The 13,145-nt window shown below is 65.4% G+C and carries 8 protein-coding genes and 3 pseudogenes; 8 read left to right on the plus strand and 3 right to left on the minus strand.

Annotated elements, in window-relative coordinates; all coding sequences use genetic code 11:
* Positions 1–7: 7 nt before the first annotated feature.
* Positions 8–1,111: a hypothetical protein gene (locus OG435_RS33845; RefSeq protein ID WP_266882714.1), complete on the minus strand. Its 1,104-nt coding sequence runs from the start codon at positions 1,109–1,111 to the stop codon at positions 8–10.
* Between the two features lie 395 nt (positions 1,112–1,506).
* On the opposite strand from OG435_RS33845, the gene OG435_RS33850 reads away from it, so the two are divergent.
* From OG435_RS33850 to OG435_RS33865, 4 genes and pseudogenes are all read left to right on the plus strand, one after another.
* Entirely contained in the window at positions 1,507–1,917 is a 411-nt protein-coding gene (locus OG435_RS33850) for a hypothetical protein (RefSeq protein ID WP_266882716.1), read from the plus strand.
* 65 nt (positions 1,918–1,982) lie between these two features.
* Positions 1,983–2,784 (plus strand): annotated as a pseudogene (locus OG435_RS33855) (IS5 family transposase).
* A gap of 50 nt (positions 2,785–2,834) precedes the next feature.
* Positions 2,835–3,650, plus strand: a pseudogene (locus OG435_RS33860) (IS5 family transposase); the annotation flags it as partial.
* A 131-nt stretch (positions 3,651–3,781) separates the two neighbouring features.
* Positions 3,782–4,517, plus strand: a pseudogene (locus OG435_RS33865) (IS5 family transposase); the annotation flags it as partial.
* Positions 4,518–5,077: 560 nt separating this feature from the next.
* Here the strand turns inward: OG435_RS33865 and OG435_RS33870 are convergent.
* The gene (locus OG435_RS33870) at positions 5,078–5,377 is read right to left on the minus strand and encodes a transposase family protein (protein ID WP_266882718.1); all 300 of its coding nucleotides are present in this window, start codon (positions 5,375–5,377) and stop codon (positions 5,078–5,080) included.
* A 168-nt stretch (positions 5,378–5,545) separates the two neighbouring features.
* On the opposite strand from OG435_RS33870, the gene OG435_RS33875 reads away from it, so the two are divergent.
* Positions 5,546–7,198: an ISAzo13 family transposase gene (locus OG435_RS33875; RefSeq protein WP_430625795.1), complete on the plus strand. Its 1,653-nt coding sequence runs from the start codon at positions 5,546–5,548 to the stop codon at positions 7,196–7,198.
* Positions 7,199–7,298: 100 nt separating this feature from the next.
* Positions 7,299–8,951 (plus strand): ISAzo13 family transposase, encoded by a 1,653-nt coding sequence (locus tag OG435_RS33880; protein ID WP_430625795.1) that lies wholly within the window; start codon positions 7,299–7,301, stop codon positions 8,949–8,951.
* A 53-nt stretch (positions 8,952–9,004) separates the two neighbouring features.
* Here OG435_RS33880 and OG435_RS33885 read toward each other — a convergent pair whose 3' ends face one another.
* Positions 9,005–10,807 (minus strand): M35 family metallo-endopeptidase, encoded by a 1,803-nt coding sequence (locus tag OG435_RS33885; protein ID WP_266882720.1) that lies wholly within the window; start codon positions 10,805–10,807, stop codon positions 9,005–9,007.
* A gap of 437 nt (positions 10,808–11,244) precedes the next feature.
* Between OG435_RS33885 and OG435_RS33890 the strand changes: the two genes are divergently transcribed.
* Together OG435_RS33890 and OG435_RS33895 are read left to right on the plus strand one after the other, a co-directional pair.
* Complete coding sequence (locus OG435_RS33890; protein ID WP_266886595.1) at positions 11,245–11,412, plus strand: hypothetical protein; 168 nt, start codon at positions 11,245–11,247, stop codon at positions 11,410–11,412.
* Between the two features lie 312 nt (positions 11,413–11,724).
* Positions 11,725–12,819: an IS5 family transposase gene (locus OG435_RS33895; RefSeq protein ID WP_430625548.1), complete on the plus strand. Its 1,095-nt coding sequence runs from the start codon at positions 11,725–11,727 to the stop codon at positions 12,817–12,819.
* Positions 12,820–13,145 lie beyond the last annotated feature (326 nt).

A 13,145-nucleotide genomic window follows, 5' to 3' on the forward strand; every position in this document is an offset into this window, starting at 1 on the left:
CTGGGGCTCAGAGCGACCGGGTCACGCCGCCCGAGAGCGGGCAGAGCTTGGGGTCACGGAGTTCCGCCGCGGTCAATGGGATCTCGTCCCACGTCAGTCCGTCCGATCCGTCACTCACGGCCTGCTTGACCGACCAGGGCACGTCCACCAGCACTCCGCCGTCCTTGATGCGGGCCGTGGCGGTGCCGGTGAGCACCTGGAAGGTCGGCGTCTTGTAGAGGACGCTCCGGTACTTGCCGGGGATGGTCACCGAGTCCTGCTGCTTGAATGTGGTCGTGTTGGTGGTCGCGTGGCCGTAGGTCTGCGAGAACGCGAGCTCGATGCCGGTTTTGAGGTCGCCGAACTCCAGCCCGAGAATGAGCTTCTGTCCGTACTCGGTGGTGAACGAGGTCTCGTTGGCGACGCTCGTCTCCCACCACAGGGCCCTGTTCTGCGGGACGGACGTGCAGTTGGTGCTGAAGGCGACCGGGTCCGAGTCTCCGGACACGAGCGAGGTCCGGTAGTTCTTGAGCGTGCAGTCCGCGGCGCCGGAGGCGCATGCCTTCACGGCCTCCTCCCTGGTGGGTGTCGGATAGTAGTAGACCGACGTGATCTCGTTGTAGAGGCTCGTACCGGGGTTGTGCCAGCCGATCGGGCGGGCGTCCCCGGTACTGCCGGTGTGGTTGGGGTGCTGAGCGGGGCTGACCTGGCATCCGTTCATGCCGAACTCCGAGTTGACCCGGTTGTCGAAGCTGGGGTCGATCACGTTCAGGTTCATGACCCCCGGGCGGTTCATACCGCCCTTGCAGCCGTTGGCCGCGATGGACAGCGCGTTCCCCGTCCAGTCGGGGTTGGAGAAGTGCATGGACGAGAGGTACGGGTTCGCCGCTTCCATGCGCAGCCCGAGCGCCTGTGCCGTCTGCCAGCTACCCGGGGGCGTGAGCGGCCCGTCCGTCACCCGGCCGAAGGTCGCGATGCTGACGAGCCCCCGGAAGGTGTCGGCGCACTGCAGGACACCGTTGTAGTGGCAGTAGCGGGGGGGCGGGGCAGCGGCGGCGGCGGCGCTGGTCACGCCGGCGGACGACATGAAGGACAGGGCGGTGAGTGCCGATACAGCGATCCTGCGTCTCATGGGTGCTCCGTGGATGGGAGAGGATGCTTGCTGGGATTCACCGGCTTGGCGTGCGAACCCGTCACAACCGGCCGGCGGGACCCGTTGAGAGACTGCAACTCCCCCTGGACGTAGCGACATTGACCGATCGCATGGCCTTACGTACTAGTCCCTGTCGGGGGTGGTGTGCGGGGCGCGCGGCAGCCGGGCCTGCCGCTCGTCCATCGCCACCCCTCCAGGCCGCGGTCGGGCGCGATGAGTCGCCGGAGCCCCACACCTCGTGGCGCCACTCATGTCCCGCGGCGACTCCACCCGTGCCGCAGCCCGCTCTTCCCGCCGTGAGCCTTAGAGTGCTGAGTACCGTCAGCATTCGCCATCAGCTGTGCGCCCATTCCCCAAGAAAAGAGGCCAGCCCGATGTCCGCCAGTGAGATGCGTCAACTCGTAGGGAAACATTCCGACTGCGAGACGCGCCTCGATCTGCACGGCACGTTGAACACCCTGGTCGAGCATCCCGTCTACGAGTTCCATCCGGCCCGCTTGAGGCTTGAAGGCAGGGAAAAGGTCGAACGGTTCTACCAAGAGCACTTCGACAACTTCTTCCCGCTGATCGAATCACACACGCCCGTGAACGAGTGCTGGGATTCGTACAGTGCCTGCCTGGAGTACGATCTGCGACTGAAAGCGCCACATGACGCGCAGGTGTACCGCATCACGGTCGTCCTTACCAGGGAAGGGAACCTCCTCAGAGGCGAGAGGTTCCACGTGGGCGATGAACTGGCCCGGCTCATGGCCGGGGCGAGTTATGGAGATTTCCTCCACTTCTAGGCTCGCGGCACCTCCCTTGCCCCTAAGAAGTCATCTCATTGGGGCTTCGCGGTGGACTGTCGGCCATGGTGGGGATCGCCGAACGGCTGGTGCCGGACGAGTTGTGGGAGCTGTTTCAGCGCGTGGTGCCGCAGGCGCCGTCGCGGCCGCAGGGCGGTGGTCGGCGCCGGCACGGCGACCGGGAGGTGCTTGCCGCGATCGTGTTCGTGGCGACGTCGGGTTGTACCTGGCAGCAGCTGCCTTCGGCATCGTTCGGGCCGTCGGGGGCGACAGCTCACCGGCGGTTCACCGAGTGGAGCAAAGCACGGGTGTGGGCCAAGATCCACCGCCTGGTCCTCGACGAACTCGGCACCCGCGGCGAGTTGGACTGGTCTCGCTGCGCGATCGACTCCATGAACATGCGGACCCTGAAAAAGGGGACCTGACAGGTCCGAATCCTGTCGACCGGGGCAAGTTCGGATCGAAGATCCACTCAACCACCGAGCGGACCGGTCTGCCCCCTGTCCGTCGGCATCTCGGGCGCCACCCTGCACGACAGCCAGGCCCTTGAGCCCCTCGTCCGCGGCATACCGCCCATCCGATCCCGCAGCGGACGCCGACCACGCCGACCCGGCAAGCTTCACGCGGACAAGACCTACGACTACGCCCACCCGCGGCGATGGTTACGTGAACGCGGAATCACGCACCCGCATTGCCCGCCGAGGCGTTGAATCCTCGCAGCGGCCGGGCAGCCACCCCTGGACCGACGAGCGCACCATCGCCTGGCTCTCCGGCAGCCGCCGCCTACACCGCCGCTACGAACGCAAAGCAGAGCATTCCCTCGCCTTCGCCAGCATCCTCATCTGCTACCGCCGACTCACCAAATGAGATGACTCCTTAGACCGTGTCCTATGTGGTGAGGCGTCGTTGAGCTTTGCATGGGGCGGGGTACTTGGAGTTGGATTGTTCCGGACGGGCTGTGGGATATCGCGGAGCCGCTGATCCCGCCCTCGAAGGTGCGGGCGCAGGGTGGCGGAACTGCGGATACGCCTGATGAGACGCTGTTCGCAGCGATCATCTACGTGCTGGTCAGCGGATGCGCTTGGCGGTCACTGCCGCCGCGCTTCGGGATATCGAAGTCGACCGCCCACCGCAGGTTCCTGATCTGGTCGAGAGCCGGAGTCTGGGGCCGGCTACACGAGGAGATCCTGCACCGCCTCGACGACGCCGGCCTCCTCGACCTCTCCCGCGCAGTCCTGGACTCCGCCCACGTCCGCGCTAAAAAAGGGGGCGAACTCACAGGTCCGAGCCCCGTGGACCGGGGCAAGCCGGGCTCCAAGATGCACGTCCTGTCGGATGCGAACGGACTGCCCCTCCTCGTCGGCATCAGCGCCGCCAACACCCACGACAGCCTCGCGCTCAAGCCCATGATCACGGGCCACCAAACGAGACACGACCCCCACCGTGGCCGCTACTTCAAGCCCCGGCGCCTCCACGCCGACAAGGCCTACGACATTCCCCACCTGCGAAAATAGTTACGCGGGAAACGGATCGGGGTCCGTATCGCACGCAAGGGCGTCGAGTCATCGGAACGACTCGGCCGGCGCCGGTGGGTGATCGAGCGGACCATGTCGTGGCTGACCGGCTACCGCCGCCTCAACCACCGCTACGAACGCCACCCCCGCAACTACCTGGCCTTTCTGGGCCTCGCCGCAGCCATCTGCTGCTACAAACGGCTCGCCCGCCTCACCACATTGGACACGGCCTTAGAGGCCCTAACAGAAGCTGTTGATCATGTGACTTTCGGTCCGGCTGGTCGTTGGTCTGACCGTGGGGAAAACGTCAGCCGCGACCGTGGATCGCGTCAGATGAACTGTGGCCGCTCATGAAGCCGTTGCTGCCCGAGCCGGCGCCGAAACAGGCACAGGGGCGTCCTCGGGTGCCCGACCGGCAGGCACTGCGCGGGATCCTGTTCGTACTGCACACCGGGATCCAGTGGGAGTACCCGCCACAGGAGCTGGGCTTCGGCTCCGGCACGACCTGCCGGCGGCGCCTGACCGCCTGGAACGACGCCGGCCTGTGGGATCAACTGCCTGTGGTGCCGCTGAAGAAGCTGCGGGTCGCGAAGCAGGTGGACTGGTCGCGTGCGGTGATCGACTCCTCCACGTCAGGGCCGCCCGGCGCGGCCCAAAAGCGGGCCCGGCCCGGTCGATCGCGAACGTCCGGGCAGCAAGCACCACCTCATCGCCGACGGCCAGGGCATCCCGCTCGCCGTCTCGCTGACCGGGGGCAACCGCAACGACGTCACCCAACTGATACCCCTGCCGAAGAAGATCCCGTCCGTCGCCCGCCTGGTCGGACGGCCCCGCAACCGCCCCGACAGCCTCCTCGGCGACCGCGGCTACGACCACGACCAATACCGCCGCCTGGCCTGGGCGCTGGGGATCAAGCCCGCGATCGCCCGCCGCGGCGTCCCACACGGATCAGGACTCGGAATCCACCGCTGGGTCGTCGAGCGGCCTCTAAGTCCGCTATTTATTAGAGAAAGTGAACGTCCTCTGCGAGCCAAGTTCTTTATCTACGCATCGATATTTTGGCCCATTTTCCCCAGAAATTCTCGAATTGGTAAAACCCCACCCGTTCCCGAAGACGCCCCGAGATTCGAAGACGATCCGATCGCTAGGTGACGATCCAATCTTTGCGGATACTTCTGTGACGTTATCGCCTGCGAAAACATAATAATCGACGTTGTAATAGTATTCACCATTCGGAGGGTGACGGTGCCCACCTTGGGTGGCTTGTCTCCCCATTCTCCGCTTTCAGAGCGCCTCGCCGACAGAATCGTGAGCGGCTGATTCGAATTATTTCGTATGGTTACGCCGTAATTGAAAAGTGCTTGAACCCTACTCCGGGACTCCTTCGCCTCATGCCCGTGGGGCGTTGCGGGGGGGGGCGGCCGCGTGGGCAAGCGCAGGTGTGACAGCAAGCATGAAAGTTGAGGCCGCCAAAGTGAACAGTTTAGTAAGTTTACGCATTTATAGATCCCATTTATCGTCGACCGCAGGCGAGTAAACATAGACGCGCGGCAGGTGTCCGCCGATCGGTGGACGACGTGGGCCCCTATGGGTTTGGTCAGGCTGCAACTGGAACGTCCGTCTGATCGGGCTCCAGGCCACCGAGCTCACGGCAGACGGCGCGACCTTGCCGGACGTGCCGAACCACCGCGCGAGCGTCCGCACCCACCCCAGCGTGCGGCCAGCAACCGGATGCCGGTCAACGGGCAGCGACGGGCGCCGATGCGGTGCAGGACCGCCAATGACGCATCGGCAGCCCACTCGCTGATGGCCAGGAGCGAGGTCGCGCCGGTCAGCACGGCGCAGGCGGCCAGCGCCAGCACATACACCAGGCCGTGGCGCACACCGCGGGGCTTGCGCGGATCGGAGAGGATACTGCGGCAGGCACGGACTTCCGCAGGGGTCACTGGACTCGACACCCACATGATCTTGGAAGCTCGTGCCTGTCCTGCGTCCGGGCCACCGCCGGCACACATTAGGAAAACCCACTCAAGCCGCGACTACGCCGAAGCCCTGGGGGCTGTCGTTTAATAACTCCTCGGTTTCTGGGGCTGGTTGCCCCGTAGGATTCCGGTGTGGCGGAGGGAATCGAGTCGGAGCTGGCGGAGACGTTGGCGTTGTTGTTGCCGTGTCTGGATGAGCGTCAGCAGCGGTTGGTGCTGGGCGCTGTCGCCCGTGTGCGGGGGCACGGCGGGATTCGGCTGGTGGCTGGTGCTGCGGGGGTGGCGGAGTCCACGGTGTCGCGCGGGCTGCGGGAGCTGGTACAGGGTGCGGTGCCCGATGGTCGGGTTCGGGCGGCGGGTGCGGGACGGAAGCGGCTGAGGGACATCGATCCTGACCTGGTACCGGCTTTGCTGGCGCTGGTCGAGCCGGAAGAGCGGGGGGATCCGCAGTCGCCGCTGCGGTGGACGGTGAAGTCCACCCGGGCCCTGGCCGCCGAGCTGTCGCGGCAGGGCCACTGGGTCGGCCATGACACGGTGGCCGGGCTGCTGAGGTCCGAGGGTTTCTCCCTGCAGGGCACCTCCCGGACGACCGAGGGCGCCCGGCACCCGGACCGCGACGCCCAGTTCCGCTATATCAACGAGCAGGCCACCGCACATCTTGCGGACGGACAGCCGGTGATCAGCGTGGATGCCAAGAAGAAGGAGACCCTGGGCCGGTACGCGGTCGGCGGGCGGGAGTGGCACCGGGCCGGGCAGCCGGTCGAGGTCCGCGCTCACGACTTCCCGGAGAAGGGCGCGCTCAAGGCCGTGCCATACGGGATCTACGACATCGGCACGGACGCCGGCTGGGTCTCAGTGGGCTGCGACGGCGATACCGCGGCGTTCGCCGTGGCCACCCTGCGTCGCTGGTGGGACGGTGAGGGACGGCACCGCTACCCGGACGCGTCCCGTCTACTGATCACCGCCGACGCGGGCGGCTCCAACGGATACCGGGTCCGCGCCTGGAAGCGACACCTCGCCGAATTCGCCCTGGCCACGGGCCTGTCAGTGTCGGTGTGCCATTTCCCTCCGGGCACTTCGAAGTGGAACAAGATAGAGCACCGGCTGTTCTCCCAGATCAGCATCAACTGGCGCGGCAGGCCCCTGACCAGCCACGAAGTCGTCGTCAACACCATCGGCGCCACCCGCACCCGCACCGGGCTCACCGTCCACGCCGAACTCGACCCCGACGCCTACCCCACCGGCGTCACCGTTCCCGACGACATCATGGAGCGGCTTCCGCTCACCCCGCACGAGTGGCACGGCACTTGGAACTACACCCTGCGCCCCGAACCTCTGGCACCGTTCATTCAGCAGCCCCGTGACCGGGCTTTCGGCCGATTCCCCGCCGGCGACAAGCTTCCCGCCTGGCTCCGGCATCCCAGCCTCACCGGCCTGGAACCCGCCGCCTTCGACGACCTCGTCACCCGCTACCGCACCTGGTGCGACGAACACCCGCCCATCCTGCTGCCCGGCAAACGCCCCGACGGCGGCCCTGGCGCAGGCGGCCGACGACTCTCCGCCGCCGACCACCTCACCGTATTTCTTCTCGCCAAGCGCTGGACCATGGCCCAGGCCCCGCTCGCCGAGGCGACCGGCCTGACCAAGAACAGGATCGGCGCGACCCTCCGGGAAACCACCCCCGTCCTCGCCGCACTCAGCCACACCGTTCCCACCGGCCCTCTCACCGTGACCTCAGCTCAGCAACTCGCTCAGATCGCCGGACACAACCTCACAGCCCCATGACACCCACCAAGATCCATGAGTTATTAATCGACAGCCCCCTGGGGGCTGTCGTTTAATAACTCCTCGGTTTCTGGGGCTGGTTGCCCCGTAGGATTCCGGTGTGGCGGAGGGAATCGAGTCGGAGCTGGCGGAGACGTTGGCGTTGTTGTTGCCGTGTCTGGATGAGCGTCAGCAGCGGTTGGTGCTGGGCGCTGTCGCCCGTGTGCGGGGGCACGGCGGGATTCGGCTGGTGGCTGGTGCTGCGGGGGTGGCGGAGTCCACGGTGTCGCGCGGGCTGCGGGAGCTGGTACAGGGTGCGGTGCCCGATGGTCGGGTTCGGGCGGCGGGTGCGGGACGGAAGCGGCTGAGGGACATCGATCCTGACCTGGTACCGGCTTTGCTGGCGCTGGTCGAGCCGGAAGAGCGGGGGGATCCGCAGTCGCCGCTGCGGTGGACGGTGAAGTCCACCCGGGCCCTGGCCGCCGAGCTGTCGCGGCAGGGCCACTGGGTCGGCCATGACACGGTGGCCGGGCTGCTGAGGTCCGAGGGTTTCTCCCTGCAGGGCACCTCCCGGACGACCGAGGGCGCCCGGCACCCGGACCGCGACGCCCAGTTCCGCTATATCAACGAGCAGGCCACCGCACATCTTGCGGACGGACAGCCGGTGATCAGCGTGGATGCCAAGAAGAAGGAGACCCTGGGCCGGTACGCGGTCGGCGGGCGGGAGTGGCACCGGGCCGGGCAGCCGGTCGAGGTCCGCGCTCACGACTTCCCGGAGAAGGGCGCGCTCAAGGCCGTGCCATACGGGATCTACGACATCGGCACGGACGCCGGCTGGGTCTCAGTGGGCTGCGACGGCGATACCGCGGCGTTCGCCGTGGCCACCCTGCGTCGCTGGTGGGACGGTGAGGGACGGCACCGCTACCCGGACGCGTCCCGTCTACTGATCACCGCCGACGCGGGCGGCTCCAACGGATACCGGGTCCGCGCCTGGAAGCGACACCTCGCCGAATTCGCCCTGGCCACGGGCCTGTCAGTGTCGGTGTGCCATTTCCCTCCGGGCACTTCGAAGTGGAACAAGATAGAGCACCGGCTGTTCTCCCAGATCAGCATCAACTGGCGCGGCAGGCCCCTGACCAGCCACGAAGTCGTCGTCAACACCATCGGCGCCACCCGCACCCGCACCGGGCTCACCGTCCACGCCGAACTCGACCCCGACGCCTACCCCACCGGCGTCACCGTTCCCGACGACATCATGGAGCGGCTTCCGCTCACCCCGCACGAGTGGCACGGCACTTGGAACTACACCCTGCGCCCCGAACCTCTGGCACCGTTCATTCAGCAGCCCCGTGACCGGGCTTTCGGCCGATTCCCCGCCGGCGACAAGCTTCCCGCCTGGCTCCGGCATCCCAGCCTCACCGGCCTGGAACCCGCCGCCTTCGACGACCTCGTCACCCGCTACCGCACCTGGTGCGACGAACACCCGCCCATCCTGCTGCCCGGCAAACGCCCCGACGGCGGCCCTGGCGCAGGCGGCCGACGACTCTCCGCCGCCGACCACCTCACCGTATTTCTTCTCGCCAAGCGCTGGACCATGGCCCAGGCCCCGCTCGCCGAGGCGACCGGCCTGACCAAGAACAGGATCGGCGCGACCCTCCGGGAAACCACCCCCGTCCTCGCCGCACTCAGCCACACCGTTCCCACCGGCCCTCTCACCGTGACCTCAGCTCAGCAACTCGCTCAGATCGCCGGACACAACCTCACAGCCCCATGACACCCACCAAGATCCATGAGTTATTAATCGACAGCCCCCTGGCCGGCGTGGAATTACCGATCGCCAGCGGCAGCTTCGGCAAAGTACTGAAGCGTGTAAGCCGAAGTCAAACAGTTTTTCATTCCGGCCAGCTCCAGAACTGCCGCCTCAGGGGGATTTGCAAGACCATAGTCGACGATTGCCGCGTCAATATAATGCGTCCCCTCATGCATGATGATCCGATGAGCATATCCCGGGTCGGCGATATCGAAGAACTTGCCCGTGACGAGGATGCGCTCTCCCGGATAGGTCTGGGCAATAGTTGTCCGAGTCAGAACGTCGGCGCCGCCCTTGACGTAACGCAGCACCTTAGCATGAGGGATTTCTTCTATCATTTTCTTGTAGTAGCCTGCAAGCTCACCCCTCTCATCTACCCCTATATCACCAAACCATTTCCTCACCATCTTCGTGCTGGCATTGGCTGCGTCGTTTGGCCTCACACTCCCCAGAACCCGCAGCGCCGCCTGGTAATACGCCAATGCTTTCGTTTTGCCGGCCTCTACTAGATCCGCCTTTGCGCCCTTTAGCTCCCTGGCTTCCAGCTGCGGGGCTCCGACCCCTGGCGCTGCAGCCCCTTCGTTACGGACTGCTCTGGCAAAATATTCGTAATTGTACGCACACTTAGAGGCGAAACCCGAGCCCCGGTCAGCCCACTTTATCGCAGCCTCGACACCACTTCCTGAACCAACGTCGGTTCCGGCTAGTGCGCGCGTTATCTCGTGAAGCAGGTCTGCCGCCTTCTGGGCGTCGCTGGCTTTCCAGAACGCACCAGTGAGCACAATCGGATTGCTTGAGCCACTGGTGAACGCCCTGATGGAGTCAGTGACCTCAGGCCCTGGCTTCAGGGGATGGTTTCTATCGTAATTTACAATCTTAAAATCGAGGATACCGTTAGCCGCAACCTTATAGGTCTCAACTATCGCTTCCGCTGCCTGTCGATTGTATTTTCCGAAATATGTTTCGTACTGCCAACTCGCCTTCCCTGCGTCAACAATGGCCTGCACGGCCGCCATTGCGTTCTCTGCCATATTCGCAGCCGAGTTCCTGAGGCCGTCGATAATGACCACTTGCTCAGGTGAAAGGTCGGGATTGTCGGAACCGTTCAGCGGCTTGCGCCAACGAGCCTTGGGGGCGGGCTTCTGGCGGCTTTTGATGAAGGCCTGGAATCCGTCTTCAGCGACCGCCTCATAGGTCCTACCATCTACCGGCTTGATGGTTTCACTCTTGACAAATACGTCAGGACTCATGTGTTCCATCGCACCTTTCCCGGTAGCCAGTTTAAGTGACCGAAGGTAGGACGTCAGCCACTCACTGAGCTCCTCTGCAGGATGATACTGCCACCACGGAAGAACTTCCCCCAAGATTCGATACAGCGAAACCGCTTCATCTTCATTTACATAGATGCTTCTCAATAGTTTCCGCTGCCTCTCCGTAACCCACTTAAAGTCAGCTGTTTTCACCTCCGGCCTCTCGGTCCCCCAGGCGTCACCGTAATTTGAGTTATCGACGATTTCTTTTGCCTGGTATGTGTTTTCCTCCAGCATCTGCACCAGGGCCGGCGTGAGGATGGCTGTATTCTCATACCCGGGGCGCCAGCAGTCTTTCCAGTGGACCTCACTCAGCGCCGCCAGGAAAGCCACGACTTCCGTCTTTTGCGGCCTAGTGAGAAATGCATCCTCAATTCTATTCCAGATGGTTTCGGCAGACAAAGTTTCCTGATAAAAACTCTCCCTAAGTTGGCCGATTATCCGACCGTGCACTATGTAGGTTCCCGCATAGGCCGAATTTCGTTCGACATCGGTGGGGGTGGATTCCATAATTTCCCTCGCAAAACTATGCAGATGAGTTCTGATCCGCCCACGCGGCCGTAACGCGGTCCGCTGGCGAGTGGGTTGATTCATCTCATGATGCAAGGACCTGAAGGGCCAGACTGGCGCGTAAGTGCAATCCTCAGCGCAAATCTGGCCGGTACTCAGGCAGGGCGATTGCATAGTCGCGGTGATCTCGTGAGTGTGCAGGTCGCGGCGGTGTGACGACTGGGCTAATTCAAAGTCGATGATCGACTACATCGTTGCTGGTCAGGGGCTTGCATCCTGAAGCCGCACAACTGTTGCCTGACGGCCAATCAGGCGCACCGGACCCGTGAGACGCTCGACGACCTGCCGTGATGTCTTATCGAACGCGTGGGCGAACCAGAATTCGGCCACGCCCGTCTCGACTTTGAATCAGCCCTGGGTTCCGGATCGCGTAGTGCGTGGTCAGCAGCGCCCAGATTTCCTGGCGGACCATCTCGGGCGACTTGGACCGCAAGGGGCGGGCCGGCCCGCTCCCGCACCCTTTCGCCAGACTTCTTGCCCTCACCCGCCTCGACACCCACCTCCACATCACCCCCACCCTGGCCGCAGCAGCCGAGCAGCCCTGACAAACAGTTGCGCAGGGTGATGTGAGAGCCTGGTGATGATGGGGCCAGCGGTTCGAATGGGAAGTTCCGGGGCCCAGGAGGCATGAAGAGAGGGGCCCTCTGGAGAGTTTTTCGTTGCGACGAAACAACCCCGGAGGACCCCGTGCCGCAGTTCTACCAACTCGCCGTTCCTGCCGACAACTTCGCCACCCGTGCGTGTCGGTGTCTGCCGTGCCGGTTCGGGAATGTGCCGTCGGACACGCCGGTGCGCGAGCGGACCTTCGAGACGGATATGACCGAGGCCGAGTGGGACAGGTCCGCACCGCGATCCCGGTGCCACCCTGGATGGACGGGCGCGGGGGCCGGCCCGAGGAGTACTGCCACCGCAGCATGCTGGACGCACTGCGCTATCTCACCGACAACGGAGGCAAGTGGCGTTCGCTGCCGGAGCCGTTCCCGCCGCCGCGCAAGGTCTTCGACTTCTTCCGCCGCTGGGTGCGCCAGGGCGTGTTCGCGCAGATCCACACCGTGCTGGTCAAGGAGATCCGCCGTCGTGCCGGACGCTCCGAGCAGCCGGCGGCCGCGGTCATCGACGCGCAGTCCCTCAAGGCAGCCGAGACGGTCGGCTCCGCGAGCCGGGGCTTCGACGGCGGTAAGCAGGTCAACGGCCGCAAGCGGCACATCGTCGTCGACACTCTCGGTCTGGTCCTGCTGGTGGCCGTCACCGCGGCCGATGTGAACGACCGGACCGCCGCGATGGCCCTCTTCGCCCGCCTGGCCCTGCTGTTCCGGCAGGTCACCAAGGTCTGGGCGGACCACGGCTACGACGGCGAACTCGTGCCCTGGACCCTGCGGACCCTCGGTATCGACCTGGAGATCCCCGAGCACCCCGGCCGCCGCAAGGGCCACGGTTTCAAGGTCATCGCGAAACGGTGGATCGTGGAACGCACGCTCGCGTGGATCACCCGGCGGCGCCGCTGCGTCCGTGACTACGAACGCCGCACCGACCACCACGCCGCGTTCGTCCTGCTCGCGGTGGGCATCAACATGAGCCGGCGCCTGGCCGGACCCGCCGACGCCGCGGCGCGGAAGGTCAGCCGGGCAGCCTGGTGCACTTCCCGTCACCCCGCTTCACGATCCACCCCCGCACCGCGAGGCGGGAACACACATCCCGTGCCCGCTGCTGACGCGCCGGACTCGACTCCCAGCCCAGCCGCTCGGCCACCTGCCGGGCCAGCACCGGCCCCTGAGCCTCCCGCACGACGGCCAGCGCCGCCCGATACACCTCCGAGAGCACGCCCTCTCCCAGACCCGGCTCCCACGAGGGCACCGGCACACCCGCCGCCGGCCCCTTCCCCGCCGCCTTGGCACCTCCCACCCGGACCGGCACGGACTCGACCGCATCGGCGGCTTCCTCCACATCCGTGATCACCGGGCTCAACGAGGCCGCGGCCTCGACCAGTTCCGACCGTTCCTCCAGGGCCAGACGCAGCCGGCGCACCGCGTCCTCCTCCGCCGTGGCCTCTGCCAGCCAGAAGTCAACCTGCTCCTGAGCCTCGGCCAGCAACACCTGCCACTCCGTCGCCTTCCCCCGCGCCAACTCGGCCTTCGCCGTCATCAACGACACCACGGACACCATCGAGACCTCCCGCATCGCTCCCGGAACCCCCTCGATGCCTCTCCCGACCCTCCGACCACCACCCGCATCAAGAAAACGATCACCCGCCAGAGCGACCCCACTCGCACCGGCCAAC

Source organism: Streptomyces sp. NBC_01264, from assembly GCF_026340675.1.
Classification (GTDB): Bacteria; Actinomycetota; Actinomycetes; order Streptomycetales; family Streptomycetaceae; genus Streptomyces.

What these genes read in the sequence shown, in the direction of transcription:
- OG435_RS33845 (WP_266882714.1), bottom strand. Translation starts at nt 1,111, where the DNA reads ATGAGACGCAGGATCGCTGTATCGGCACTCACCGCCCTGTCCTTCATG.
- OG435_RS33850 (WP_266882716.1), top strand. Translation starts at nt 1,507, where the DNA reads ATGTCCGCCAGTGAGATGCGTCAACTCGTAGGGAAACATTCCGACTGC.
- OG435_RS33885 (WP_266882720.1), bottom strand. Translation starts at nt 10,807, where the DNA reads ATGGAATCCACCCCCACCGATGTCGAACGAAATTCGGCCTATGCGGGA.